We start from the raw sequence: 26,833 nt of genomic DNA, 5'->3' as shown, positions 1-26,833 counted from the left end.
GGCTGCTGCGCGTCAGGGGCGCATGGCAGGATCGGTGCTGTCCACATCCTGAAACACCACCCCGAGGGAGTGCCGCCCGTGCCCGGTGAGAATCTGTCCCGCGACGAGGCCCGGGAGCGGGCCGCCCTGCTGTCCGTCGACGGGTATGACGTGTCCCTCGACGTGCGCTCCGCCGTCGGTGAGGGGGGCGGCGAGCCGCGCACCTTCCGCTCGGTCACCACGATCCGCTTCCGCTGCTCGGAGCCCGGCGCGTCGAGCTTCGCCGACCTGATCGCGCCGAGCGTGACCGCCCTGTCGCTCAACGGGCGCGACCTCGACCCGAGCGAGGTGTTCGACGGCTCCCGCATCGTGCTGGAGGACCTGGCCGCCGACAACGAGCTGGTGGTCGACGCCCAGTGCGCCTACTCCCGCACCGGTGAGGGCCTGCACCGCTTCGTCGACCCGGAGGACGGCGAGGTCTACCTGTACACGCAGTACGAGCCGGCCGACTCGCGCCGGGTCTTCGCCAACTTCGAGCAGCCCGACCTCAAGGCCCCGTTCCGCTTCGAGGTGCGGGCGCCCGAGGGCTGGACGGTGTGGAGCAACGGCGCGGGCGAACGCACGGACGGCGTCTGGCGGTTCGCGGAGACCAAGCCGATCTCGACGTACATCACGTGCGTGGTGGCGGGCCCGTACCACTACGTGACGGACTCCTACGAGCGGGTGCTCCCGGACGGCACGCGGCTGGAGATCCCGCTCGGCGCGATGTGCCGCAAGGGCCTGGCGCCGCACTTCGACGCCGAGGACGTGTTCCTGGTGACGAAGCAGGGCCTGGACTTCTTCCACGAGCACTTCGACTACCCCTACCCGTTCGGCAAGTACGACCAGGCGTTCGTGCCCGAGTACAACCTCGGCGCGATGGAGAACCCGGGGCTGGTGACCTTCCGGGAGGAGTTCATCTTCCGCGGCAGGGTCACGCGGGCGTCGTACGAGGGCCGGGCGAACGTCGTCCTGCACGAGATGGCGCACATGTGGTTCGGCGACCTCGTCACCATGGAGTGGTGGGACGACCTGTGGCTGAAGGAGTCCTTCGCCGACTTCATGGGCACGTTCGCCAACGTCGGCGCGACGCGCTTCGAGGACGCCTGGATCACGTTCGCCAACCGGCGCAAGGCCTGGGCGTACCGCGCCGACCAGTTGCCGTCCACGCACCCCATCACGGCCGACATCCGTGACCTGCAGGACGCCAAGCTGAACTTCGACGGCATCACGTACGCCAAGGGCGCCTCGGTGCTCAAGCAGCTCGTGGCGTACGTCGGCCAGGACGCCTTCCTGGAGGGCGCCCGGCGCTACTTCAAGCGCCACGCCTACGGCAACACGCGCCTGGGCGACCTGCTGGCGGTGCTGGAGGAGACCAGCGGGCGCGACATGGCGGCGTGGGCGCAATCCTGGCTGCAGACGGCCGGCGTCAACTCGCTGACCCCGCAGGTGCTGCTGGACGCCGACGGCCGGATCGACGAGCTGGCGGTGGTGCAGGAGGCCCCGGAGTCGCATCCGCGGCTGCGGCCGCACCGGGTGGCGGTGGGCCTGTACCGGCGCACGGCCGACGGCGCGCTGGAGCGGTACGCGCGCGCCGAGGCCGACGTGGACGGCCCGCGCACGCTCGTGGCGGAGCTGGCCGGCGCGCAGGCTCCCGAGCTGGTGCTGGTCAACGACGACGACCTGACGTACTGCAAGATCCGCTTCGACGAGACGTCGCTGGCGACGCTGCGGGAGCACCTGGGCGCGCTCACCGACCCGCTGGCCCGCGCGCTGTGCTGGTCGGCGCTGTGGAACATGACGCGGGACGCGCTGCTGCCCGCGCGGGAGTTCACGGACCTGGTGCTGCGGTTCGCGGGCCGGGAGTCCGACATCGGCGTGCTGCAGATGCTGCACGCCTGGGCGAACTCGGCGCTGGTGCACTACGTGGCGCCGCAGTGGCGGGAGACGGGCGGCCGGCTGCTCGCCGAGGGCGCGCTGCGCGAGCTGCGGGCGGCGGAGCCGGGCGGCGAACCGCAGCTGGCGTGGGCGCGGTTCTTCGCGTCGGTGGCGTCCGACGAGGCGGACCTGGAGCTGCTGCGGGGCCTGCTGGCGGGCACCGAGAAGATCGACGGCCTGGACGTGGACCAGGAGCTGCGCTGGGCGTTCCTGGAGCCGCTGGCCGCGCACGGCGCCGCGGACGAGCGGGTGCTGGGCGAGGAGCTGGCCCGGGACGACACCGCGTCCGGCAAGCGCCACCAGGTCCGCTGTCTGGCGGCCCGTCCGTCGGCTGCGGTGAAGGCGCAGGCGTGGGCGCAGGTCGTGGAGTCGGACGCGCTGTCCAACGCCCTGGTGGAGGCGACCATCGCCGGCTTCGCGCAGTCCTCGCAGCGCGAGCTGATCGCGCCGTACGCGGAGAAGTACTTCGCGGCGATCGAGCGGGTGTGGACGCAGCGGTCGATCCAGATCGGCATGGACGTGGTGCGGGGCCTGTACCCGTCGCTCCAGGACTCCGAGGGCACGCTGGAGGCGACGGACGCGTGGCTTGCGGCCTACGAGGACGCGGCGCCTGCGCTGCGCAGGCTGGTGCTGGAGGCGCGGGACGACCTGGCGCGGGCCCTGCGCGCCCAGGCGTGCGACGCCGCGGCGGCCGGCCGGGAGGTGCTGTCGCGCTGAGCCGTGCCGGGGCGGGGTGAAGCGGGCCGGGGCCGGCCCGGTCCCGGCCCCGGCCGCATGGCGCGTGACCGTTACGGAACGCGGAAGACCGGCCCCGTAACCCCTGGTCCGGACCCGGAGGACCAGGGGCTTTCGACATCCGAACACTCGTCCTTTAGTTCAGGCTTGTCCGGATTTTCCGACAGCCCTGTAACAGCGGCCACAAGGAGGGATCGGACGCGGGAAAGTCCCGGGGCATGAACAACACCCCGCTCTTCCCCCGCCACCTGCCCCAGCCGGCCGACGTCCGCCGCCGCGTCCTGACGGCCGCGCAGCTGCGCGCGCACGGCGTGCCCGCCGCCGAGACGAACGAGCGGTGCCGGTCGGGCGGGCCCTGGCAGCAGATCCTCCCCGGCGTCGTCCTGCTCCACCCGGGCCCGCCGACGAACGAGGAACGGCTGCACGCGGTGCTGCTGTACGCGGCGCGGGAGCGGACCGCCCGGGTGCCGGCCCAGAGCGGCGCGGACGGACCGGCCGCCCCCGCGCAGCCGGAGGCGATGATCACCGGTCTGGCCGCGCTGGCCCTGCACGGCTTCTCCGCCGCTCCCCCGCTGACGGTGCTGGACACGGTCGACGTCCTGGTGCCGCGGCTGCGGCGGCTGCGCTCGGCCGGCTGCGCCCGCGTCGTCCGCGCCGCGGCGCTGCCGGCGCCGAAGCAGGTCATGGGCCTGCCGGTGGCACCGGTCCCGCGGGCGCTGGCGGACGCGGTGGCGGAGCTGACGGACGCGGTCGCGGTGCGCCGGCTGCTGACGGAGGCGGTCCGCGCCGGTCACTGTGAACCAGCGGCGGTCGTCCGGGAGTTGACACAGGCGCGGCTGCTGAACCGGCCGCACGTGGTGGACGCGGTGGACTCGCTCCTCGCGGAGGGCCGGGCGATCGCGGAGGACCGGTTGTACGCGATGGTGCGGGACCACGGCCTGCCGGACCCGATGTGGAACGTCGACCTGCGGCTGCCGGGCGGCCCTCACCTGGGCGGCGTCGACGCCTACTGGCCGGAGCACGCGGTGGCGCTGGAGCTGGACACCCGGGCGCCCCGGCCGCAGGACGACCCGGTGGAGTCGGAGCACGCCCGCAAGCGGGAGCACCTGGAACGGCTGGGCATCACGGTCGTCCCTGTGATGCCGAGGAAGCTGCGGGACGCCCGGGAGCAGCAGGCGGCGGTGATCCGTACGGCGCTGATGGCGGCGGCGGACCGGGAACCGGCGGCGTACGTCGTGGTGCTGCCCCGCTAGGGCCCGGCGACGGGCCCTTCAGCCCTTCTTCAGCAGCAGTTCGGTGTTGCGGTCGCCCGGCTCGCCTGCCAGGTGGGTGTGCGATCCCGGGGCGTTGAGGGAGAGCTCCCGGTAGAGGGAGGCCAGGCCCGTCTGGGAGAGGTCCGCGAAGTCCGTGCGGTGCGGGGCCGACGACTCCACGCACGTGGTGAACAGGGACAGCGTGCCGTCCTTGTTGTCCACCAGCTCGATCACGCGGGCCAGTTGGGGATAGTCGACGTGGGACGCGGTGGAGATCTCCCAGAAGGAGTGGCCCTGCGGACCGGCGTGGGCGGTGATCTCGTTGCGGTGGATGTGGCCGTTCACCCAGGCCAGCACGTTGCGGTGGCGGCCGAGCAGGTCGAGGACGTCGGCGCCGTCCCGGCGTGCCTCGTCCGGGCGGGCCGGGTCGGGGCGGGAGTTGTCCATCGACTCGCTGGTGTGGTGACTGAAGACCACCGCGTAGGCGTCCTTGTTGTCCCGCAGCGTCCGGTCCAGCCAGCGCAGCTGCTCCGCGCCGACCGAGCCCTCGTAGTGGCCGCCGGGGTCCGTCGTGTCGAGGCTGATGCCGATGACGTCGTCGGCGATGCGGAAGGCGTAGTACTGGGTGCCCTCCTCCAGGTTCGCCGCGGAGTAGCCGTGGCCGACCGGGCCGGTGCCCTGGAACGCCGGGTCGAGGTGGGCCCTGAGGTAGTCGGCGGGGGTGAACGTGGCGCGCCGCTCGTCCGGGGTGACCGGGCGCATGTCGCGGGTGTGCGCCTTGAGGAAGTCGTGGAACTGCACGCCTCTCGGGTCCTTCGCCTTCTTTATGGCGCGCCGGAGCTTCTCCGCCTCGGCGGCGGGCACGCTCATCAGCTTCCGGCCGCCGACGGCGAGGTCGGTGAGGTAGGTGTCGCCGTGCGAGGCGTAGCAGCCGAGCGGCAGGGAGTCGTGGTTGCCGACGGTCGAGTACCAGGGCAGGTTGAGGCCGGGGCTGCGGACCTCGCGGACGGCGGCGGCGAGGAAGCCGTCGACGTGCGGGAAGCCGAGCTGCTTGTCGGCGTCGCGGGCGGCGGTGTCGGGCTGCCAGTACTGCTTGAGGCCGCTGTTCTGGACGCCCTCGTAGTGGCGCGGGTCGCCGGTGTTGGGCGTGATGCGGCCGCCGCTCATGACGGTGAGGAACCACTCCAGCTCGGAGCGGGCGTTGTTGTCGGTGTTGTCGCCGGTGGTCATCGCGAAGTGCAGCGGGGCGCCGGTGACGGGGGCGCCCCGCAGCGCGTTGATCCGCTCGACCAGGGAGATCGCGCCGTGCACGGTCAGCGCCTCCTGCGGCCGCCAGGCGTGCACGTCGGCCGAGCGCAGGTATTCGAGCCGCAGCGGGTGCTGGGTGTCGATGATGTGCAGGTCGGTGAGCTGCACGAAGGCGGCGAGCGGGGTGCGGCGGGCGGCGCGGCCGGGCCGGGCGTCGGCCAGCTCGGTGCGTACGACGCGCTGCCAGCCGGGCCCGTCGCCCAGGCGCCGGTAGCCGGAGCTGCCGCGCGGGGCGGCGACCTCGGCCAGGGTGGTGCCCCGGGTGTAGGGGGCGAGCGGCGCGGCCGGTGCCTTGCGGGAGGAGGCGAGGGCGGCGCCCGAGGCGGAGGCCGGAGGGGTCGCGGCGCGGCTTTCGGTGGGCCGCGCGGCGTAGCCGACACCCGCGGACACGGCGACGGCTCCGGTGGCGGCGAGGAAGGAACGGCGGTGGACCCCGAGGACGGAGCCGGCGACAGAGCGTGTGCGCGACATGGCGCTTGTCTCCCCGAGTGCGAACGCGTCGGCAGTGGTGGCGGGGCGCTCGCCTGGGCGAACGCCCCGCTCTCACTGGATCGTTGGCACCGGGGATGGCCTGCGCGTGAACGCGGTGGCAACGCGCAACGCCGATCGCCGTACGTGGATCTTGGCCCACCCGGCCCGTCCGCGCCCGCTCCTCGGACGGCCGGGAAGCGGTCACTCGGTGTTCATCTCGCGGGGTACGAGACCGGTCCGCGCGGATGCCGCGGCTCCCGCGCGGACGTCAGCCCGCCGGGTCGGGGTTGGCGGGCGAGTACTGGGGCGGGGACCAGCGCAGCGGGACCGCCGACGGGGTCTCGACGGCCTCGGTGAGCGTGAAGCGGACGCGGCGTTCGCCGTCGGCGGTGAACTCCGTGCGGGCCTCGCCGGTGAGCTGGAGGGTCGTGCCGGTCTGCCAGTCGAGCAGGAGCAGCCCGGCCCGTGGGTCGGCGGCGAGGTTGCCGAGGGTGAGGAACATGGCGTTGCCCGGGTAGTCGCGCCAGCTCAGCTCGCGCGGCGAGTCGGCCCGCAGGAAGCCGGGGTTGCCGCCCCGGTGACTGGCGTCGGCGCCGGTGGCGTGCACGGTGGCGACGAAGAGGGTGTCGGCCGACCGCACGAAGGCCCGCTGGGCGGGGGTCAGCGCGGTGGAGCGCCGGGCTCCGCCCGGGACGCGGCCGTCGACGAACTCGTACGTCTCCCGTTTCTGGAGGTACTTGGGACAGTTGGCGAAGACCCGCTCGGCGTCGATCGCGAAGCCGTGTTCCATGGGCCGCAGCCGGCCGTTGAGGCGCATGCGGCGCCGGGTGCGGGGGTCGAGGGCGATGGTGCCGACGGGGATGTCCGGCGTGGCGAGGGCCGTCGCGAGCGGGTCGGTCGGGGATGACCCGCCCGCGACGGCGATCCGGCGCGGTCCCCTCGCGCGGACGAAGCCCGGGGTGCCCGCGAGAGGGGCGGCCCACACCTGTCCGGTCCCCGGGTCGGCGGCGCCGAGCACCAGCAGCGGCTGGAGTTCCAGGAAGGCCGCGGCGACCGGCTTGAGGGCCGCGCCGACGGACCGGCCGACGTGATCGGCGAGCTCCCGCACCCCGGCCCGGTCCTGCACGGCGCGCGAACCGGCGTGGTAGACGGTCATCTGCCGCGCCGCCTAGAAGAAGCCGCAGGTCGGGGCGGACGCGTGCGGGACGGGGGCGTCCTCGGCGCCGGTGGGCGCGGAGATCTCCAGCCGGGTGCCGTCGGGGTCGTGGAAGAAGATGCCGCCGGAGGCCGCGCCCTCGCCGTGGGCGACGACGCCGTCGTACGCGAAGTCCACGCCGTACGCGCGCAGGGCCGTCTCGTACTCCCGGACCCGCTCGGCCGAGCCGGCCTCGAAGGCGAGGTGGTGCAGTCCGGCGCGGCCCGCGTCGTAGGCCTGGCCGGCCTGCTGCCACAGCGTGAGGACGAGGCTGTCGCCGTCGCCGAGGAAGGCGTACCGCCTGCCGTCCTCCTTGCCCTCGGCGAGCGGGGTGAAGCCGAGGACGTCGCGGTAGAAGGCGAGCGAGCGGTCGAGGTCGGTGACGTTGAGGCCGAGGTGGCCGGTGCGCAGGGTCATGGCGTTTGCCCTTCGATCGATCTAACCTGTGTAAGCAAGATTGACAGTTAGAAACTACGGGCCGGCGCGGCCCGCGTCAACCGGTCACGTACTCTTGAGCGGTTAGTACGAAGGGAGCCCCCCATGCCCGCCCTCCGCGACCCCCGGCCGCTCACCGGCGAGCCGCTCTCGCTCGACCTGCTCAACACGCGGTGGGCGCAGGACGGCGCCGCGCGGGACCTGCTCGCCGACACCGACGGGCTGGCGGTGTGGCTCGCGGCCAACGGGCTCGACGACCGGTTCGCCGGCGACGCCGCCACCCTGCGGCGCACTCTTGAGGCACGGGACGCCCTCACGACGGCCGTGGACGAGTCGCTGGAGGCGGGCGCCGGACGCGTCGACGCCGTCCTCACGCACGGCCGCATCCGGGCCACCCTCACCGCCGAAGGCCCTGGAGAGCTGCCCGAGTTCGCGGACGCGTCCTGGGGGCCGGCCTGGCTCGCCGCGCGGAACTACCTGGAGCTGCTGGCCACCGCGCCCGACCGGATCAGGGCCTGCGCCCACGAGGCCTGCGTCCTGCACTTCTTCGACACCTCGCGCAACGGCACCCGCCGCTGGTGCTCCATGGCCGCCTGCGGCAACCGCGCGAAGGCCTCCCGCCACTACGCGCGCACCAAGGACGCCTGACAGGGCCCCGCATCACGACGCCCGCGGGTGACGTGACCGCGGGAATTGTGGGCGACTTGCCCCCTTACGCGACTCATCTACCCTAAGTCCGCCGGGGGTTTTCCCCATGCGTCCATTTCGATTCGGCCAACTCTTCCCAAACCTCCTTCCCTTGCATAAAGCTGAGCGGTCGTCCGGGGTCGCATTCCGGACTGCCGCGGCCCGAGCCGATCGGCCCGGGCCGCCAACCGCTGGTTCCTTCACCTGCAAGGGATGCCGATGACCTTCACCCCCGAGCGCGCTCCGACATCGGGCGCGAGACGCGTGGCGCGGATCGCCGTGGCCGCGGGTCTGGTGGCCGCGCTGTCCGCGGCCGGTCCGATACCCATGGCCTTCTCGGCCGACGAGCCGTCCCCCACCGCGGACGGCTCGGTCAAGTCCGCGCCCGACAAGCTCGGTTCCGCCGACGCGGACCTGCTCGCCGAGGCCAAGGCCGACGGCGAGAAGACCGTCACGATGATGATCGCCACCGCGCCGGGCCGGACCGAACAGGTCGCCGCGCAGCTGGACGCGGTCGAGGGCGGCGTCGTGGGCAGCAGCCACGACAAGCTCGGCTACGTCCGCGCCACCGTCCCCACCGCGAAGGCGGACGCGGCCATCGCCGCCGCCGCCAAGCTCTCCTCCGTGCACGGCATCGACCTGCGCGAGGAGATCCCGCTGCCCGACCCGACGCCTGCCGGGGACCGCGCCAAGGGCGCCACCACCGGCAGCACGGGCAGCTACCCGGCCCCGGGCAAGAACACCCCGGCCGAGAACCCGTACAACCCGTCCTTCGAGACCGGCGCCGTCGACTTCGTCGAGGACCACCCGAAGGCGGACGGCCGCGGCATCACCATCGGCATCCTCGACTCCGGTGTCGACCTCGGCCATCCCGCGCTGCAGAAGACCACCACCGGCGAGCGCAAGATCGTCGACTGGGTCACCGCGACCGACCCGGTCCGCGACGGCGACGGCACCTGGCGGCGGATGACCACCTCGGTCAGCGGCCCGACGTTCTCGATCACCACGGCGAGCCTGGGCACCGAGACGTTCAAGGCCCCCCAGGGCGCCCACAAGTTCAACTACTTCTCCGAGTCCGCCACCACCGGTGGCGACATGGCCGGCGACCTCAACCGCGACGGCGACACCACGGACGTCTGGGGCGTGCTGTACGACGCCGCCGCCGGCACCGTCCGCGTCGACCTGAACGACAACCTCGACTTCACCGACGACACCGCGATGAAGCCGTACAAGGACGGCTACCAGATCGGCTACTTCGGGACGGACAACCCGGCGACCGAGATCGCCGAGCGCATCCCGTTCGTCGTGGAGATCCGCAAGGACGTCGTCTACAACGCCGCCGGCGCCAAGGCCGACTACGTCAGCATCGGCGTCATCGAGGGCTCCCACGGCACGCACGTCGCCGGCATCACCGCCGCCAACGGCCTGTTCGGCGGCCGGATGGACGGTGCCGCCCCCGGCGCCAAGCTGGTCTCCTCGCGCGCCTGCACCTGGAGCGGCGGCTGCACCAACGTCGCGCTCACCGAGGGCATGATCGACCTCGTCACCAAGCGCGGCGTCGACATCGTCAACATGTCGATCGGCGGCCTGCCCGCGCTGAACGACGGCAACAACGCCCGCGCCGAGCTCTACACGCGCCTCATCGACGAGTACGGCGTGCAGCTGGTCATCTCGGCCGGCAACTCCGGCCCCGGCGCCAACACCATCGGCGACCCGTCGCTGTCCGACAAGGTCATCTCGGTCGGCGCGTCCATCTCCAGGGAGACCTGGGCCGCCAACTACGGCTCCGTCGTGGAGAAGAAGTACGCGATGATGCCGTTCTCCTCGCGCGGCCCGCGTGAGGACGGCGGCTTCACGCCGACCCTGGCCGCGCCCGGCGCGGCCATCAACACCACGCAGACCTGGTCGCCCGGCGGCCCGGTCGCCGAGGCCGGCTACTCCCTGCCGCCCGGCTACTCGATGCTCCAGGGCACCTCGATGGCCTCCCCGCAGGCCGCTGGCGCCTCGGCGCTGCTGCTGAGCGCCGCCAAGCAGAAGGGCATCGCCCTGACGCCCGCCAAGCTGCGCACCGCGCTCACCTCGACCGCCGACCACATCAAGGGTGTGCAGGCGTACGAGGAAGGCGCCGGCCTCATCAACATCGGCGACGCCTGGGACGCGATCCGCGACGGCGCCGACGCGCACCAGTACACGGTGAAGGCGCCGGTCGACACCGCGATCGACCAGTTCCTCAAGACCCCGGGCTACGGCACGGGCCTGTACGACCGCGAGGGCGGCCTCAAGGCCGGCCAGAAGAAGACGTACGAGATCACGCTGACCCGTACGTCCGGCGCCGACCGGGCGATCCGGCACGAGCTGCACTTCGAGAACAACGCCGGTGACACCTTCCGGGTCGTCGGCTCCGACGAGGTCGCGCTGCCGCTGAACAAGCCGGTCACCGTCAAGGTGCAGGCCGCGCCGCGCTCCGGCGGTCTCAAGAGCGCCATCCTCGAGGTGGACGACCCGCGCACCGAGGGCATCGACCGGCAGGTCATGACGACGGTCGTCGCCGCGTCGCCGGTCGACCACACCTTCTCCGCGTCCGGCTCGGTGCAGCGCAACAGCACCAAGTCGTACTTCATGACCGTGCCCGAGGGCGCCAGGACCCTTGAGGTCGCGCTCGGCGGCCTGGCGGACAAGAGCCAGACCCGGTTCATCTCCATCCACCCGTACGGCGTCCCGTCCGACCCGACGTCGACGATCAACTGCTACCCGAACTACACCAACCCGGCCAACACCTGCCGGCCGGACCTGCGGTCGTACGCCGACCCGCAGCCGGGCGTCTGGGAGATCGAGGTCGAGTCGCGCCGCACGTCGCCGCTGCTGGACAACCCCTACCGGCTCGACGTCGCCGTCCTCGGCGCCTCCTTCGACCCGGAGACGGTCACCGTCCCCGAGGCGAAGGTCGGCACCCCGGTCGACGCGTCCTGGAAGGTGACGAACGCGTTCGCCGCCCTCGACGGCAGGCTCATCGGCGGCCCGCTCGGCTCCGCCAACTCGGCCCGCCCGGCCATCAAGGCGGGCGAGACGCACACCACCACGGTCGAGGTGCCCGCGGGCGCCGACTCCCTGGACGTCGTCATCGGTGGTGTCTCGGACACCGCCGCCGACCTCGACCTCGCCGTGTACGACAAGGACGGCAAGGAGGTCGGCAGCTCCGCCGACGGCGACTCCGAGGAGGCCGTCTCCGTCAAGAAGCCGGCCGCCGGCACGTACACGATCGAGGTTTTCGGCTACGCCGTGCCCGCCGGCACGACGGAGTACGACTACCGGGACGTGTTCTTCGCCGCGTCCCTCGGCACCGTCTCCGTCGACGGCGCCACGCCGGTGAAGCTCGGCACGGGCGACTCGGCCACGGTCACCGCGAGCGTCACCGCCGCGGCGGCCGCTCCCGAGGGACGTGAGTTCTTCGGGCGGGTCCAGCTGGTCAACGCGCGCGGCACGGTCGCGGGCGCGGGCAGCGTCGCCATCGAGAAGGTCACGCCGTAACACCGCTCACGGCTGAGGGGGCGGGCGTCCACAGTGGGCGCCCGCCCCTTTCTCGTGCCCGGCCCCGGTCAGCCTCCCGGGCAGGTGAGGGTGCGGGACTCGGGCAGTGAGCGGACGATCCGGGCGCGCTCGGCGGCGATCTCCCGCTCGCCCGTGATCAGGGCGTCGGGGACGTCACCCGAGCGGGAGAAGCCGACCACGGCCCGGTCGCCCACGCGGAGGGTGCCCGGGACGCCGCCGGCCTCCACGAGGAAGACCAGCGGGTCCCCGCCCTTCGCGGGCCTGTCCGGCTTGTACGTACGGGTCACGTCCAGCGTGATCCGGGTCCGCCCGGCGCCGGGCAGACGTTCCACGTCGGTCACCGTGCCCTCGGCGACGAGCCGGGCGCAGGCCAGGTAGCGGGGGGAGCCGAAGAGGATGCCGGGCGCCGCCTCGGAGTCGGCCTGAGCGGCGCTCTTGTCGGCCCCCGTGCTGTCCGCGCTTCCCCCGGCCTGCGTGAGCAGCCAGGCCAGGCCCGACACGAGGGTGGCGGCGCAGGCCACGGCGAGCCCGCCGAGAGCGACGGCGAAGGGGCGACGGCGGGTGCGGGAGGGCCGTGAGAGCGGTGAGGACCCGGCGGGTCCGGTGGGTCCGGTGGTCCTGGCGGGTCCGGTGGTCCCGGTGGTCCCGGTGGTCCTGGCGGGTCCGGTGGTTCCGGCAGTCCCCGCGGGCCCGGCGGGTCCGTGGGTCCCGGCAGTCCCCGTGGTCCCGCAAGTCCCGGCGGCCCCGGCGGCCCCCGTGGGAGCAGTAGGGCGTACGGGAGCGGTGGCCGCCTCTGTCCCGGCCTCCCCCGGCGCCTGCGCCAGGGCGTGGCCGATGAGGCCCAGCTGTTCCCGCAGGAGCGCCACGTCGGCCGCTGCCGCGCGGTGCTCGGCGAGGAAGCCGGCGTCCTGGCGGGCCGCCTCGGGCAGCGGCTCGTCGGCGATCACGGACATCAGGGGGTCGGGGCCCCCGGGGAAGTCGTGCTCGGCGGTCACGTCACACCACCTCGTCCTCGTGCAGGCGGACCCGCAGGGCCCGGACCGCCGTGTGCAGCCGGCTCTTGACCGTGCCCTCCGGGACGCCGAGCTCCTCGGCGATGGACCGGACCGGCAGATCGGCGTAGAAGCGCAGCACGACGACCTGGCGCTGCGGGTCGGGCAGCTCGTCCAGGCCCCGGGCGACGGCGAGGGACAGCACGCTGGTGTCCTCGCCGGAGGGGTGTTCGAGCTGCCGCAGGGAGGCGAGCCGCTCGCCGAGCCGCTCCTGGCGGCGTCGGGCGCGGTGCCAGTCCATGGCGAGGTTGGAGGCGACGACGGCCGCCCAGGCGGACACGTCGCGCGGCGCCTCGCGCCCGCTCGCTGCCCGCTCCAGGAGCCGCAGGCGGACCTGCTGCACCCCGTCCGGCAGGTCCGCCTGCGGTACCCCGCCCAGCGCGAGCACCGCCCGCACCCGGCGTTCCTGGGCCGCGTCCAGCGGGTCGTCCACAGCGTGGTCCGTCCCGTGGCCGCGGCGGATCATCCTGCGCAGCACAGCCGCCCCTCCCCTCGCCGCGTTTCCCCTATGACGCCGGCCGGGGCCGAAACGTTCGATCCGGTCCCCGGCTCCGGCAGAGGTGTACGTCACACCGCCGTGTGCGCCCGGGGGCGCTGGGCAGGTGCCGACCAGCACAGCTTGCGGTCCGGGGCCCGTTCCGGCTGGATTCCTGCAGTTCAGCGGGGTTGCCGGCGCAATGCCCGCAACCGCCGTGCGAGCCGCCTCGTCCCAGTACCCGGGCACCCCGCGCAAAGAATTGGACAGGTGGACCGGGGTGGGCCGCATGATGGAAAAGCCTCGGCCAAGCAACAGGCACACAAAAGAGACGTAGAGGGAGTCGCCGTGAGGGTCGGAATCGTCGGAGCCACCGGTCAGGTCGGCACGGTCATGCGCAGGATTCTCACGGAGCGGAACTTCCCGGTCGACGAGCTGCGCCTGTTCGCCTCGGCCCGCTCGGCGGGCAAGGTCATCGACGGTGTGACGGTGGAGGACGCGACGGCGGCCGACTACTCGGGCCTCGACATCGTGCTGTTCTCGGCGGGCGGCGCCACGTCCAAGGCGCTGGCCGAGAAGGTCGCCTCGCAGGGCGCGGTCGTGATCGACAACTCCTCGGCCTGGCGGCGTGACCCGCAGGTGCCGCTGGTGGTGGCCGAGGTCAACCCGCACGCGATCGCCGACCGCCCCAAGGGCATCATCGCCAACCCGAACTGCACGACGATGGCCGCGATGCCGGTGCTGCGTCCGCTGCACCTGGAGGCCGGTCTCGAAGCGCTGGTCGTGGCGACGTACCAGGCCGTGTCCGGCTCGGGTCTCGCAGGCGTGGACGAGCTGTTCGAGCAGGTCAGGAAGGTCGGCGACGACGCGCCCAAGCTGACCCACGACGGCTCGGCGGTGGAGTTCCCGAAGCCCGACAAGTACGTCGCGCCGATCGCGTACAACGTGCTGCCGATGGCCGGTTCGATCGTGGACGACGGTCTGAACGAGACGGACGAGGAGCAGAAGCTCCGCCACGAGTCCCGCAAGATCCTGGAGATCCCGGGCCTGAAGGTGTCCGGCACCTGTGTGCGCGTGCCGGTCTTCACCGGTCACTCCCTCCAGGTCAACGCCCGCTTCGCCCGGCCGATCAGCGCCGAGCGCGCGAAGGAGCTGCTGGCCGGCGCACCCGGCGTGGCCCTGACCGACGTGCCGACCCCGCTGCAGGCCGCCGGCCAGGACGCGTCGTACGTCGGCCGCATCCGCGAGGACGAGACCGTGGACAACGGCCTCGCCCTGTTCGTCTCCAACGACAACCTCCGCAAGGGCGCGGCCCTGAACGCGGTGCAGATCGCGGAGCTGGTGGCGGCCGAGCTCAAGAAGTAGAACCGCCGCACACATCGCAGGGGCGCCCACCGGCTGACGGTGGGCGCCCTTCTTCGCGCTCCGAGGGCCAGGTGCCGCCCGCAGTGCCGAGTCGATCCCGCCATGCGCCGGCGCGGGACCGAGCCGACCTGGAACGGGTGGAACCGGGCCCTGGTCCGACCGATGTGGCCACCCCGGTCGGCCCGCGTACATGGAAGGATGTCCGAACCCACACATAACGAGGAGATGACCGCGTGCCTGGCACAAACCTGACTCGCGAAGAGGCGCAGCAGCGGGCGAAGCTGCTCGCCGTTGACTCGTACGAGATCGATCTCGACCTCTCCGGCGCGCAGGAGGGCGGTACCTACAGGTCCGTGACCACGGTGCGCTTCGACGTCGCGGAGGACGGGGCCGAGTCCTTCATCGACCTGGTCGCCCCGGCCGTCCACGAGGTGGTCCTGAACGGCGACGCCCTCGACCCCGCCGACGTCTTCAAGGACTCGCGGATCGCGCTTCCCGGCCTGCTCCGGGGCCGCAACGTGCTGCGCGTGGTCGCGGACTGCGCGTACACCAACACCGGCGAGGGCCTGCACCGCTTCGTCGACCCGGTCGACGACCAGGCGTACCTCTACACCCAGTTCGAAGTGCCCGACGCCCGCCGGGTGTTCGCGAGCTTCGAGCAGCCCGACCTGAAGGCGACGTTCCGGTTCACCGTGCGCGCGCCGGAGGGCTGGACCGTCGTCTCCAACTCGCCGACGCCCGAACCGCGCGACTGCGTCTGGGAGTTCGCGCCGACGCCGCGGATGTCGACGTACGTCACGGCACTGATCGTCGGCCCCTACCACTCGGTGCACAGCGTGTACGAGAAGGACGGCCAGTCCGTGCCGCTCGGCATCTACTGCCGGCCCTCCCTCGCCGAGCACCTCGACTCGGACGCCATCTTCGAGGTCACCCGGCAGGGCTTCGACTGGTTCCAGGAGAAGTTCGACTACGCGTACCCGTTCGAGAAGTACGACCAGCTGTTCGTGCCGGAGTTCAACGCGGGCGCGATGGAGAACGCGGGCGCGGTGACCATCCGCGACCAGTACGTCTTCCGGTCGAAGGTGACGGACGCGGCGTACGAGACGCGCGCCGAGACCATCCTGCACGAGCTGGCCCACATGTGGTTCGGCGACCTCGTGACCATGGAGTGGTGGAACGACCTGTGGCTGAACGAGTCGTTCGCCACCTACACCTCCATCGCCTGCCAGGCCGCCGCGCCCGGCTCGCGCTGGCCGCACTCGTGGACCACGTTCGCCAACTCGATGAAGACGTGGGCCTACCGCCAGGACCAGCTGCCGTCCACGCACCCGATCATGGCGGACATCCGCGACCTGGACGACGTGCTCGTCAACTTCGACGGCATCACGTACGCCAAGGGCGCCTCCGTGCTGAAGCAGCTCGTCGCCTACGTCGGCGAGGACGAGTTCTTCCGGGGCGTGCAGGCGTACTTCAAGCGGCACGCGTTCGGCAACACGCGCCTGTCCGACCTGCTGGGCGCCCTGGAGGAGACCTCCGGCCGCGACCTGAGGACGTGGTCGGAGAAGTGGCTGGAGACGGCGGGCATCAACGTCCTGCGCCCGCGGATCGAGACCGACGGGGCCGGTCTCATCACCTCCTTCGCCGTCCGCCAGGAGGCCCCGGCGCTCCCGGCCGGCGCGAAGGGCGAACCGACGCTGCGCCCGCACCGCATCGCGATCGGCTGCTACGACCTCGACGCGGGCGGCAAGCTGGTGCGCGGCGAGCGCGTCGAGCTGGACGTGGACGGCGAACTGACGTCCGTGCCGCAGCTGGTGGGCAAGCCCCGCCCGGCCGTGGTCCTGCTCAACGACGACGACCTGTCGTACGCGAAGGTCCGCCTGGACGAGCAGTCGCTGGCCTTCGTCACCGAGCACCTGGGCGACTTCACGGAGTCCCTGCCCCGGGCCCTGTGCTGGGCGTCGGCCTGGGACATGACGCGGGACGCGGAACTCGCCACGCGCGACTACCTCTCCCTCGTCCTGTCGGGCATCGGCAAGGAGTCCGACATCGGTGTCGTGCAGTCGCTGCACCGCCAGGTGAAGCTGGCGATCGACCTGTACGCCGACCCGGCCGCCCGCGAGACGCTGCTCACCCGCTGGACGGACGCCACGCTCGCCCACCTGCGGACGGCGGACGCCGGCAGCGACCAGCAGCTGGCGTGGGCCCGCGCGTTCGCGGCGACGGCCCGTACGCCGGAGCAGCTGGACCTGCTGGAGGCGCTGCTGGACGGCTCGCAGACGATCGAGGGCCTGGCCGTCGACACGGAGCTGCGCGGGGCGTTCGTGCAGCGGCTCGCGGCGGTCGGCCGGTTCGACGAGGCGGAGATCGCCGCCGAGTACGAGCGGGACAGGACGGCCGCCGGTGAGCGCCACGCGGCGAGCGCGCGCGCCGCCCGCCCGACGCCGGAGGCCAAGGCGGAGGCGTGGGCGTCGGTCGTCGAGTCCGACAAGCTGCCGAACGCCGTCCAGGAGGCCGTCATCGCCGGCTTCGTCCAGACGGACCAGCGCGAACTCCTGGCCCCGTACGCGGAGCGGTACTTCGAGGTGGTCAAGGACATCTGGGACTCCCGCTCCTACGAGATGGCCCAGCAGATCGCGGTCGGCCTCTACCCGTCGATCCAGGTCTCCGAGGACACCCTGGACCGCACGGACGCCTGGCTCACGTCGGCCAACCCGAACGCGGCCCTGCGCCGCCTGGTCTCGGAATCCCGCTCGGGCGTGGAACGCGCACTGCACGCCCAGTCGGCCGACGCGGGGGCCTGACCGGCAGTCGAACACGAGAAGGGGCGCCCGGCGGCGAATACGCCGGGCGCCTCTGCGGTTCCCTCGGTCACGGGTCCGCCGTGCCCCCGCTCAGCGGCCCACCGCGCACGCGTCCCCGTTCAGCATGAAGCGCGGCGGCGGCGACGTGTCGCCCGTGTGTTCGGCGAGGTAGCCGAGGGTGATGCTCGCGCCGGGAGCGATCGTCGCGTTGTGCGAGGCGTTGGTCGCCGTGATCACGTTGCTCAACTGGGTGAGGTCCGTGTTCCAGTCGGAGACGATCGTCTGGCCGAAGGCGATCGGGAATTCCAGGGTCCAGCCGTTCACCGGGGTGCTGCCGGTGTTGGTGACGGTGAGGTCGACCGTCTGGCCGGTGCCCCAGGTCTTCACGGTGCGGTCCACCCGGCAGGTGGGTTCCTCCTTCGCGAACGACACCCGGTGCAGTCCGCCCGGCAGGTCGTTGACCACGTAGAACTCCCCGGCGGCGGTCGTGCCGATCGTCGTCACCTGGGTGGGCATCCTGCCGATCTCGGCCTGCTCGTAACCGCCGTTGCCGTCGGGGCGCAGCGCCCAGACCGTGGACGAGCAGTAGTCGGTGGCGATGTACGTGCCGCCGACCAGGTCGGCGTACTGCCGGCCCCGGTAGACGTGGCCGCCGATGACCGAACAGCCGCCGGTGTACGGCGAGTAGGTGAAGACCGGCTTCGTGTACGTCTCACCGGGCACGCAGTCGCCGCCCTCGAACTTCTCCAGGCCCTCGTAGCAGGACCAGCCGAGGTTCAGCCCGCCCCGTCCGGGTGCGATGTGGTCGACCTCCTCCCAGTGCCCCTGGCCCACGTCGCCGATCCACATCGAGCCGTCGGCCGCGTCGAAGGAGAACCGCCACGGGTTGCGCAGCCCGTACAGCCAGATCTCCTCGCGGGCGCCGGCCTTGCCCACGAAGGGGTTGTCGGCGGGGACGCAGTACGGCAGCGGGTCGCAGCGGCGGCTGACGTCGATGCGCATGATCTTGCCCAGCAGCGTGTCGAGACGCTGCCCGGCGTCGAAGGGGTCGCCGGAGCCGCCGCCGTCGCCGATGCTCCAGTAGAGCTTGCCGTCGGGGCCGAAGGCGAGCTGGCCGCCGTTGTGGTTGCTGTACTGGGCGTGCTCCTGGGAGAGCAGAACTTCGAGGCGGGACTCGTCCAGCCGGTAGCGGGCGAGCGTGACCGCGCCGTCGGGCCGTGCCGTGTACGCCAGGTACAGGTCCTGGCTCTCGGCGAAGTCGGGCGGCAGCGCGATGCCGAGCAGGCCGCGCTCGTTGCCCGACTCGTCCACGGCCGAGGTGATGTCGGCCAGCGGGGTCGAGGCCAGGCCGGTGTCCGGGTGGTAGACGCGTACGGTGCCGGGCTTCTCGGTGATGAACAGCCGGTCCGTGCCGTCGTCCGGGGCGACCAGGGCGGTGGGTCGTTTCAGCCCGGAGGCGACCTGGGTGGTGGTCGCGGTGAGCGACGGCAGGGGCGTGGTCGCCGCGGCGGAGGACGCGGTGGCGGTCTCGGCGGAGGTCTCGGTCGCGGCGGCGGGCAGTGGGGAGAGGGCGGTCAGCAGGAGGGCGAGCAGGGGACCGATCCAGCGGCGTCGTGGCATGTCGGCTCCAGAACAGAACGAGGACGCTTGCGTGGCGGTGTGCTTGCGGGGCGGTCGCATGAGGGCAATCGTCTTGAGGGCGGTCGTCTTGAGGGGGCCGGCGGGCTGCGCGAGCAGCTTTATGGCATGACTATGACAAACACCCCATGGGAGCGCTCCCGCGTCTCCAGGCTGCGCGCCGCGCACCCGGGCGGCAACGGTTGAACGCGCCACTTTCGCGCCGCATGGCGCGAACGATGCGATCACCGACCTCCGGCCTAGGTCTCAGGTGCCGGTCCGTGCGGGCCCGTGGCCCGATCCGCCGGGCGCCCGCCCGCGGTTAGCGTCGCGGCATGCGCATAGGAATCCTTGGCACCGGCAATGTCGCCCGAGCACTGGCCCACGGCTGGAAGGGCGCGGGGCACGACGTACTCCTCGGCTCCCGCCATCCGGAGGACCGGGCGGACCTCGGCCTCCCCGTCGCGGGCCTGAGCGAAACGGCGGCCCAGGCGGAGGTCCTGGTCAACGCGACCCCGGGCACCGTGTCCGTGGAGCTGCTGCACTCCATCGGGGCCCCGGCCCTGGCCGGCATCCCCCTGATCGACGTGGGCGTCGGCCTCTCCGACGACTACACCGAGCTCTCCCACCCCAACAGCAGCCTCGGCGAACAGATCCAGGAGGCGTTCCCGCTGACCCCCGTCGTCAAGACGCTGTGCACGATGGACTCCACGGTGATGATCGCCCCGAACGATCTGGCGGGCCCGAGCACCGTCTTCCTGTCCGGCGACGACCCCGGGGCCAAGCGCACCGCCGGCCGGCTGCTCACCGACCTCGGCTGGCCCCCGGAGTCCCAGCTGGACATCGGCGGCATCACCACCGCGCGCGGCCAGGAGCACTTCGCCCTGCTGTTCATGGGCATCGCGGGCGGTCTGGGCGCCCACGCGTTCAACATCAACGTGGTCACGCGGCCGTCGGCCTAGGGTCCGGGAGCGGTCAGGGCAGGTCGGTCAGGGCGGACGCCACCGCTGTCACCCACCGGTCCGCCCCGCGGCCGTCCGCAGCGCCGCCAGCACCCTCGCCGCGGCCGTACCCTCCTCCGCGCCCCTGCGCACGGCCGCGACGACGTGCCGGACGGGGCGGTCCCGCCTCAACTCCCGCATGACCACGCCCTCCCGGCGCTCCGCCGCCATGCGCGGGACCAGCGCGACGCCCATGCCCGCCTCCACCATGGCCAGGATCGCCGTCCAGCCGGCCGCCGCGTGTCCCTGGTGGGGACGGAAACCGGCCGCCTCGCACGCCCCGCGCGTGATGTCGGACCAGGGCCCGCTGCCCCCGAAGATCCACGGTTCGCCGGCGAGGTCGGCCAGGCGGAGTTCGGCCGCGCCGGCCAGCCGGTGGTCGTGGGGAAGCGCGACATCGAGGGGGTCCGCGAACAGCGGGAGCCGGGTGAAGCGCGCATCCGCCGCGGTCGGGGCCTGCGCCGCCAGCGACAGGGCGAGGTCCGTCTCCCCGGTCGCCAGCAGCTCGTACGCCTCCTGTGCCTCGGCCTCCCGCACCCGCACGGTGATCCCGGGGTGCGTCGCCCGCAGTGCCGTCACCGCCGGTACGACGAGGGCGGGGACGGCGGTGGAGAAGGCACCAACCCGGACCTCGCCGGCCTCGCCGTGCACGTAGGCCGCCAACTCGGCGTCAGCACGCTCCAGTTGCTCGAACACCGCCTCGGCGTGCCGCAGCACCAGTCGCGCCGCGTCCGTGAGCCTGACCCGGCGTCCGTGCGCCTCCAGCAGGGGCACCCCGAGCTGCTTGGACAGGTTCGTCAGCTGCTGGGACACCGCCGACGGCGTCATGCGCAGCGCCTCGGCCGTCGCGGTCACCGTGCCCCGCTCCCGCAGTGTCCGCAGGATGTGCAGCTTCCGGATGTCCCACTCGGCCATGGCGGCAACTTATCGGCGGGGCGCCCGCCTCACCGGCGCGCCCCCCGCGCCGAGCATGACCCCGCCCAGGATCAGCGTCATGCACAGGGCCTGTGTCCAGCCGGTCGGCTCGGCCAGCAGCGCCCAGGACAGCAGGGCCACGCACACGGGCTGGAGGTAGTAGACGATGCCGGCGCGGGTCGGGCCGATCAGGGCGATCGCCTTGTTCCAGGCGAAGAAGGCGACCGCGGAGGAGGCGATGCCGACGTAGAGCAACGGACCGACCGTCCCCGGCGTCGGTGTGAAGCCGCCCTGAACGGCGAGGCTCAGGGCCTGCGCGGGCAGCAGCAGGACCGTTCCCACCAGAAAGGCCGTGAAGAGGAACGCGACGCCGTCCAGGCCGGCCGGCCTGTGCCGCAGCAGCGCGCTGTAGCCGCCGAAGCAGCAGGCCGCGGCGATCATCCACAGGTCGCCGGCGCCCACGGCCGTCGCTCCTCCGCCGACCAGCAGCACCACGCCCGCGCACGCGATGAGCAGTCCCGCGACGCGCCGGGCGCCCAGCCGTACGCCGCCCACCCGTTCATGGACCGCCATCAGCACCGGCGACGCCGCCATGATCATGCCCATGTTGGCGGCGGGGGTGGTGAGGCCCGCCTGGTTGACGAAAGTGTTGTAGGCGGTGACGCCGAGCAGCGAGGCCGGCAGCACGAAGCCGAGGTGACGGCGGATCACCGCGCGCCGTCGCCAGGCCCGCCGGGCACCGAAGGGGGCGACGACGGCGAGCGCCACGACCCAGCGCCAGAAGGCGTGCTGGACCGGCGGGACGCTGTCGGCTAGGGCGCGTGAGGTGACGAAGCTGCCGGACCAGACGAGCGTGGCGAGTGCGGCGAGCAGGATCCCGAGGGCGGCGCCGTTCGTCGCCCCCGGGGCGGGGGTGGAGGTGGGGCGTGTCCGGCTGTCGGCGGCTGCGGCCACTGAGGTCCTTTCGCTGGTCGGTTGGCCCGGGAGCCCGGGAACCTACCGTCGCAGCGCCGGAACCGTGAGGTCCATCGAATCTTTTCGACCGTTCTTTTCAGGAGAAGTGAACGGTTTTCCGGCCTTCGGCGACCCGGGGGCGGCAGCGTCCGCCCTCGTCCCCCACCCGGCCCCAGCTGACCGAACACCGTCGCCCCGAACGCCACCGCCATCCCCGCCAGCTGAACCGGCGTCAGCGCCTGCCCCAGGGCCGCCCAGCCCACGGTCGCCGCGGTGAGCGGGGAGAGCGGGCCGAGGAAGGTGACCTGGGTGGCGGTGAGGCGGCCGATGCCGCGGAACCAGAGCCAGTACGCCACCGCCGTGTTGGCCAGCGCCAGGTACAGGTAGCCGCCGACCGCCCCGCCGTCGAGCTCGGGCGGCGCGCCCTCGACGAGGAGGGCCAGCGGGGCGATCAGGAGGCCGCCCGCGGTCAACTGCCAGCCGGTCAGGGCCAGTGGGCCCACGCCGTCGGGACGGCCCCAGCGCTTGGTGAGGACCGTGCCGGTGGACATGGACGCCGTGGAGGCGAGGGCCGCGAGCACGCCGACCGCGTCCAGCGCGCCGGCCGCCTTCAGCACGACCAGGCTGACACCGAACGCGGCGGCGACACCCGTGAGCAGCGTCCGTACCGTCGGCCGCTCCCCCAGCAGCAGCGCGCCCAGCCCCGCGACGAACAGCGGCCCGATCGAGCCGACGACCGCGGCCATGCCGCCGGGCAGCCGGTACGCCGACAGGAACAGCAGCGGGAAGAACGCGCCGATGTTCAGCGCGCCGAGCACCGCGGCCTTCCACCACCAGGCGCCGCGCGGCAGCACCCGTGCGAGCGCGAGCAGCAGCAGACCGGCGGGCAGGGCGCGCAGGAGCCCGGTGAACAGGGGGCGGTCGGCGGGGAGGAACTCGGTGGTGACCGCGTAGGTGGTGCCCCAGGAGACCGGGGCGAGGGCAGTGAGGGCTATGAGGGCGGGGCGGCTGGTGGTGGCCATGGGACGCACCCTTCGAGGAAGGCCGCGGAGGCTGCCGCGGAGCAGGCCGGGAGCAGGCCCAGGCCCGGGAGCGGGCCGGGAGCAGGCGGTGGTCAGTAGGGTCAGGAGGAGTAGAGCAAGAGGGTCAGCAGTAAGTAGCTTAGCTCTAAGCTACTTACCGTCAAGCCGCTTTCTTGCGTGCGACCATTGCCGCGGCCGATACTCGGCACATGAGTGCACGTCCCGAGCGGCGCGAGGACCGGCGCCAGGACCCCGTCGACGCGATCGTCGGCCAGTGGGCGGCGGTGCGGCCCGATCTCGACACCCGCGCGATGGAGGTGTTCGGGCGGATCTTCCGCCTCTCCCGCGCGATGGGCGACCGCATGGAGAAGGCGTACGCCCCCTTCGGGATCTCGCGCGGCGAGTTCGACGTCCTGGCGACGCTGCGCCGCTCCGGCGAGCCGTACACGCTCTCGCCGCGGCAGCTCTCGGCGACGCTCATGCTCACCACCGGCGGGATGACGGGCCGCCTCGACAAGCTGGAGCGCGCGGGGCTGCTGCGCCGCTCCCCCGACCCGCACGACCGCCGCGGCCTCCAGGTGACGCTCACCGAGAAGGGCCTCGGCCTCATCGACCAGGCGGTCGGCGCCGGTCTCGCCGCGCAGACGGCCGCGCTGGCCACCCTCGACGACGAACAGGCCGGTCAACTGGCCGACCTGCTGCGGGCGTTGCTGACGGGTACGCCGGGCGCCGATCACTGAGGCAGCGGCGGCTCCGCGTCACCCCACGCGACCGCCGCCCCGGGCGCACCCCACGCGACCGCCGTCCCGGGCGCGCGCACGGCAAAGGCGCCGCCCTCGTCGTCGTACGGCGCGTTCCCGGCGCGATGGCGCGCAGGCGTGCGTACGGCGGCGAGGACGGCGCCCTCGGGCGGGTGTGCCGGGCCGCGGCGCGGTCCGGGCCGGGCCCCGGGCGGGTGCCGGGACCGGGCGGTGTCAGGCCTGGGCCTTGGCCTTCGGCTTGGTGTGGCGGATGGTCGACCGGTCCAGGACCATCACGGCGGCCGTGATGACCAGGAACAGCGCGATGGGGGCGACGACGAACCAGCCCAGCGTCTCGATGACGCTCAGGCCCGGCCCGGGGTCGTCACCGTCGTCGCGCGTGACAGCGAGCGCGGGGGACGACATGAGCAGCATCATCAGCGCCGTACCGGCTGCCAGGGCGCCGGCGCGCAGGGCGTTCTTCTTGTCCACGGTGCAAAAGTAGCGAACGCCCGAACGGGGCGCGCGCCCGGGGTGCCGTACGAGGCCGGCCCGGGGTTTTGCGAGCGGTTCCCCAGCCGGTTTCCGGGCCCCCGACCTGCCCCGTCGCGGCCCGCGGACCGCCGACCCGCCCCGTCGCCGCCCGCGGACCGCCGACCCGCCGACCCGCCCCGTCGCCGCCCGCGGCCCGCGGACCCGCCCCGTCGCGGCTCCGCCCCGTCGCGGCCCCGTCCCGTCGCGGCCCGGCGGGCAGCCGGGCCCGGGCCGCCGGGACGGCAGGCCTCACCGGGAGCGGTCCGGCCCGTCCGCGGACGCCCCTTCCCGCAGCACGTCCGTCAGCGCGTGCAGGCGGGGCGATGCCGCGAGTTCCTCCAGCGTCACCGGCCGCCCCTCGGAGTCGGCTATGGGCAGGCGCCAGTTCGGGTACTGGTCCCACGTGCCGGGCAGGTTCTGCGGGCGGCGGTCGCCCACGCCGTCCGGGAGCCAGACGCCGACCATGCGGGCCGGGGTGCGCAGCAGGAACCGGTGGACGGCCTGGATCTCGATCTCCTCCCGGGTGGTGCCGTGCCCGACGCCCGTGCCGCGCAGCAGCCCGAGTTCGGCGAGCCGGTCGAGCCACTCGCCGATGTCGGCCGCCGCCTCGGCGCGTTCCTCCTCGAAGGGGCGGGTGAGCAGGCCGAGCCGGTCGCGGAGTTCGACGTGCTCGCCGGTGAGGCGGGCGGCGGTGGGCGGCAGGTCGTGCGTGGTGGCGGTGGCGAGGCAGTCGGCGCGCCAGCGGTCGGGCGGCAGGGGGCGGCGGTCGCCGTCCCAGTCCCGCTCGAACCACAGCACCGACGTGCCGAGCACCCCGCGCTCGCGCAGCGCCTCGCGCACCCCGGGTTCAACGGTGCCGAGGTCCTCGCCGACGACGACGGCTCCGGCGCGGGAGGCCTCCAGGACGAGGACGGCGAGCATGGCCTCGGCGTCGTAGTGGACGTAGGTGCCCTCGGTGGGGGGCCGATCGTGCGGCACCCACCAGAGCCGGAACAGGCCCATGACGTGGTCGATGCGCAGCGCGCCGGCGTACCGGAACAGGGCGCGCAGCAGGCGGCGGAAGGGCTCGTAACCGGATGCGGCGAGCCGGTCCGGGCGCCAGGGCGGCAGACCCCAGTCCTGGCCGCGGGCGTTGAAGGCGTCCGGGGGCGCGCCGACGGACATGCCGGCCGCGAAGTGGTCCTGCTGGGCCCAGGCGTCGGCGCCGCCGGGGTGCACGCCGACGGCGAGGTCGTGCACGATCCCGACCGGCATGCCGGCCTCACGGGCGGTGCGCTGCGCGGCGGTGAGCTGGGCGTCGGTGAGCCAGGCGAGCCGGGAGTGGAAGTCGACGCGGTCCATCAGCTCGGCGCGGGCGCGCGCGGTGTCGGCGGAGCGGGGGTCGCGCAGTCCGGCGGGCCAGCGGTGCCAGTCGGGTCCGTGCACCTCGGCGAGGGCGTACCAGGTGGCGTGGTCCTCCAGGGCCTGGCCCTCCTCGGCGAGGAAGTCGCAGTAGGCGGCGCGCCGGCCGGGGCCGAGGGGCACGTCGCGGATCAGTTCCAGCGCCTCCCGCTTCAGCTCCCACACGGCGTCGCGGTCGATGAGGGCGCCCTTGCCGAGGACGGCCTCGCGCAGCCGGGCGGCGCGTTCCAGCAGGCCGCGCACCCGGTCGGGGTCGGCGACGTGGGCGAACTCGGGGACGTCCTCGACGCGCAGGTGCACCGGGTCGGGGAAGCGCCGGGAGGAGGGGCGGTACGGGGAGGGGTCGGTGGGGGCACCGGGCACGGCCGCGTGCAGCGGGTTGACCTGCACGAATCCGGCGCCGACGACGCGTCCGGCCCAGGCGGTCAGCTCGCCGAGGTCACCGAGGTCGCCCATGCCCCAGGAGCGGCGGGACAGCAGGGAGTACAGCTGGACGAGGAGCCCGTAGCAGCGGCCCCGGGGCGTGGGCAGCCGGGGCGGGGCGGCGATCAGGTGGGCGGTGGCGGTGCGCCCGTCGGGGGCGGTGGCGGTCAGCCGGTGGACGCCGGGCGGGAGGTGGTCGGCGGCGGCGCGGGTCTCGCCCTGTTCGGTCTCGATGCGCAGCCGGGTGCCGTCGGGCAGCGCGGCCAGGGCGGCCGGTGCCGCGGTGCCCCAGCACACCACGGTCGGCGGCAGCAGCCGTCCGCGCAGTTCCCGTTCCCGGTCGGCGAGCGCGGCGCGCACGGCCGCGGGGCCGCTCGCGTCGACGCCGAGGGCGCCGAGCGCGGCCGTGAGCGCGGTGGCCGAGGCGGTGACCGTACGGTCCGGGGAGGGGCTGTAGGAGGTGGCGACGCCGTGCAGGTCGGCGAGCCGGGACAGTTCCTCGGCGGGGGGCTCGGCCGGCTGGGGCGCGGTCATCTAGGGCTCCGGGCGGAAGAGGTCCGGGGTGTCGGGGAAGTCCTGGTAGTCGTGGCCCGGGTAGTCCGGGTACGACGCCGCCGGGTAGGTGTCGGGTTCGCTGGCCAGCGGGGCGACGTCGGCCAGGGGCGGCTCACTGGTGAGGGGTTCGGCGTCGGGCAGCGGCGGCTCGCTGGTCAGCGGGGCCTCGGCGCAGGTTCCCTCCGCGCTGAACACGCACAGGCGTGCGGTGTCGGGTTCGGCGGACGACTCCGCCACGGGTTTGGACGGGGCGGGAATCGGAACGTGTACCGGTACAGCCACGGGGGCCTCCTTGTGGGGCACGGCGCGTGTGCGGGGTCGATGCAGCCCTACCCAGTGCGCGCGAAGGCAGGCACGTTGAGACGGACATCGTGTTCCTGGTCACATCC

Annotated in this window: 19 protein-coding genes and 1 pseudogene; 8 read left to right on the top strand and 12 right to left on the bottom strand. The window is 73.3% G+C overall.

What is annotated here, in order from left to right; all coding sequences use genetic code 11:
• Window positions 1–78: 78 nt before the first annotated feature.
• Together pepN (QC282_RS09415) and QC282_RS09410 are read left to right on the top strand one after the other, a co-directional pair.
• A complete protein-coding gene (gene pepN, locus QC282_RS09415) occupies window positions 79–2,673 on the top strand; it encodes an aminopeptidase N (RefSeq protein WP_279548795.1) in 2,595 nt (864 codons plus the stop codon).
• Between the two features lie 236 nt (window positions 2,674–2,909).
• Window positions 2,910–3,944: a hypothetical protein gene (locus QC282_RS09410; protein ID WP_279548794.1), complete on the top strand. Its 1,035-nt coding sequence runs from the start codon at window positions 2,910–2,912 to the stop codon at window positions 3,942–3,944.
• An 18-nt stretch (window positions 3,945–3,962) separates the two neighbouring features.
• Here QC282_RS09410 and QC282_RS09405 read toward each other — a convergent pair whose 3' ends face one another.
• The 3 genes from QC282_RS09405 to QC282_RS09395 form a co-directional block, all read right to left on the bottom strand.
• On the bottom strand, window positions 3,963–5,723 hold the full coding sequence (locus QC282_RS09405; protein WP_279548793.1) for a TIGR03767 family metallophosphoesterase: 1,761 nt from the start codon (window positions 5,721–5,723) through the stop codon (window positions 3,963–3,965).
• A 268-nt stretch (window positions 5,724–5,991) separates the two neighbouring features.
• Window positions 5,992–6,879: a pyridoxamine 5'-phosphate oxidase family protein gene (locus QC282_RS09400; RefSeq protein ID WP_279548792.1), complete on the bottom strand. Its 888-nt coding sequence runs from the start codon at window positions 6,877–6,879 to the stop codon at window positions 5,992–5,994.
• A gap of 12 nt (window positions 6,880–6,891) precedes the next feature.
• The gene (locus tag QC282_RS09395; protein WP_279548791.1) at window positions 6,892–7,335 is read right to left on the bottom strand and encodes a VOC family protein; all 444 of its coding nucleotides are present in this window, start codon (window positions 7,333–7,335) and stop codon (window positions 6,892–6,894) included.
• A 123-nt stretch (window positions 7,336–7,458) separates the two neighbouring features.
• On the opposite strand from QC282_RS09395, the gene QC282_RS09390 reads away from it, so the two are divergent.
• Together QC282_RS09390 and QC282_RS09385 are read left to right on the top strand one after the other, a co-directional pair.
• Window positions 7,459–8,001, top strand: a complete 543-nt coding sequence (locus QC282_RS09390) for a CGNR zinc finger domain-containing protein (RefSeq protein WP_279548790.1) — start codon at window positions 7,459–7,461, stop codon at window positions 7,999–8,001.
• Between the two features lie 258 nt (window positions 8,002–8,259).
• Window positions 8,260–11,568 (top strand): S8 family serine peptidase, encoded by a 3,309-nt coding sequence (locus tag QC282_RS09385; protein ID WP_279548789.1) that lies wholly within the window; start codon window positions 8,260–8,262, stop codon window positions 11,566–11,568.
• A gap of 68 nt (window positions 11,569–11,636) precedes the next feature.
• Here the strand turns inward: QC282_RS09385 and QC282_RS09380 are convergent, their stop codons facing one another.
• Complete coding sequence (locus tag QC282_RS09380; protein WP_279548788.1) at window positions 11,637–12,584, bottom strand: hypothetical protein; 948 nt, start codon at window positions 12,582–12,584, stop codon at window positions 11,637–11,639.
• A 1-nt stretch (window position 12,585) separates the two neighbouring features.
• Window positions 12,586–13,107 (bottom strand): sigma-70 family RNA polymerase sigma factor, encoded by a 522-nt coding sequence (locus QC282_RS09375; RefSeq protein ID WP_279548823.1) that lies wholly within the window; start codon window positions 13,105–13,107, stop codon window positions 12,586–12,588.
• Window positions 13,108–13,464: 357 nt separating this feature from the next.
• Here QC282_RS09375 and QC282_RS09370 point away from each other — a divergent pair, with 357 nt between their 5' ends.
• Both QC282_RS09370 and pepN (QC282_RS09365) read left to right on the top strand, forming a co-directional pair.
• Window positions 13,465–14,481, top strand: coding sequence for an aspartate-semialdehyde dehydrogenase (locus tag QC282_RS09370; RefSeq protein ID WP_279548787.1), 1,017 nt, complete (start codon window positions 13,465–13,467; stop codon window positions 14,479–14,481).
• 233 nt (window positions 14,482–14,714) lie between these two features.
• A complete protein-coding gene (gene pepN, locus QC282_RS09365) occupies window positions 14,715–17,282 on the top strand; it encodes an aminopeptidase N (RefSeq protein ID WP_279548786.1) in 2,568 nt (855 codons plus the stop codon).
• A 90-nt stretch (window positions 17,283–17,372) separates the two neighbouring features.
• Here pepN (QC282_RS09365) and QC282_RS09360 read toward each other — a convergent pair whose 3' ends face one another.
• On the bottom strand, window positions 17,373–18,902 hold the full coding sequence (locus QC282_RS09360) for a PQQ-dependent sugar dehydrogenase (RefSeq protein WP_279548785.1): 1,530 nt from the start codon (window positions 18,900–18,902) through the stop codon (window positions 17,373–17,375).
• A gap of 332 nt (window positions 18,903–19,234) precedes the next feature.
• Here QC282_RS09360 and QC282_RS09355 point away from each other — a divergent pair, with 332 nt between their 5' ends.
• The gene (locus QC282_RS09355; RefSeq protein ID WP_279548784.1) at window positions 19,235–19,861 is read left to right on the top strand and encodes an NADPH-dependent F420 reductase; all 627 of its coding nucleotides are present in this window, start codon (window positions 19,235–19,237) and stop codon (window positions 19,859–19,861) included.
• Between the two features lie 48 nt (window positions 19,862–19,909).
• Here the strand turns inward: QC282_RS09355 and QC282_RS09350 are convergent, their stop codons facing one another.
• The 3 genes and pseudogenes from QC282_RS09350 to QC282_RS09340 form a co-directional block, all read right to left on the bottom strand.
• A complete protein-coding gene (locus tag QC282_RS09350; protein WP_279548783.1) occupies window positions 19,910–20,815 on the bottom strand; it encodes a LysR family transcriptional regulator in 906 nt (301 codons plus the stop codon).
• 9 nt (window positions 20,816–20,824) lie between these two features.
• Window positions 20,825–21,769 carry a DMT family transporter gene (locus tag QC282_RS09345; protein WP_279548782.1) on the bottom strand — a complete coding sequence of 315 codons (945 nt, stop codon included), beginning with the start codon at window positions 21,767–21,769 and terminating at the stop codon, window positions 20,825–20,827.
• Between the two features lie 173 nt (window positions 21,770–21,942).
• Window positions 21,943–22,791 (bottom strand): annotated as a pseudogene (locus QC282_RS09340) (EamA family transporter); the annotation flags it as partial.
• Between the two features lie 209 nt (window positions 22,792–23,000).
• Here QC282_RS09340 and QC282_RS09335 point away from each other — a divergent pair.
• The gene (locus QC282_RS09335; protein ID WP_279548781.1) at window positions 23,001–23,531 is read left to right on the top strand and encodes a MarR family winged helix-turn-helix transcriptional regulator; all 531 of its coding nucleotides are present in this window, start codon (window positions 23,001–23,003) and stop codon (window positions 23,529–23,531) included.
• 234 nt (window positions 23,532–23,765) lie between these two features.
• Here QC282_RS09335 and QC282_RS09330 read toward each other — a convergent pair whose 3' ends face one another.
• The 3 genes from QC282_RS09330 to QC282_RS09320 form a co-directional block, all read right to left on the bottom strand.
• Entirely contained in the window at window positions 23,766–24,023 is a 258-nt protein-coding gene (locus QC282_RS09330) for a hypothetical protein (protein WP_279548780.1), read from the bottom strand.
• Between the two features lie 291 nt (window positions 24,024–24,314).
• Complete coding sequence (malQ, locus tag QC282_RS09325; protein WP_279548779.1) at window positions 24,315–26,423, bottom strand: 4-alpha-glucanotransferase; 2,109 nt, start codon at window positions 26,421–26,423, stop codon at window positions 24,315–24,317.
• A complete protein-coding gene (locus QC282_RS09320) occupies window positions 26,424–26,726 on the bottom strand; it encodes a hypothetical protein (RefSeq protein WP_279548778.1) in 303 nt (100 codons plus the stop codon). It abuts the gene before it with no gap.
• Window positions 26,727–26,833 lie beyond the last annotated feature (107 nt).

It is taken from the genome of Streptomyces sp. DH24 (assembly GCF_029813775.1).
GTDB lineage: Bacteria > Actinomycetota > Actinomycetes > Streptomycetales > Streptomycetaceae > Streptomyces.
The sequence above is the reverse complement of the archived record's forward strand: the minus strand, read 5'-3'. Positions and strand labels throughout refer to the sequence as shown.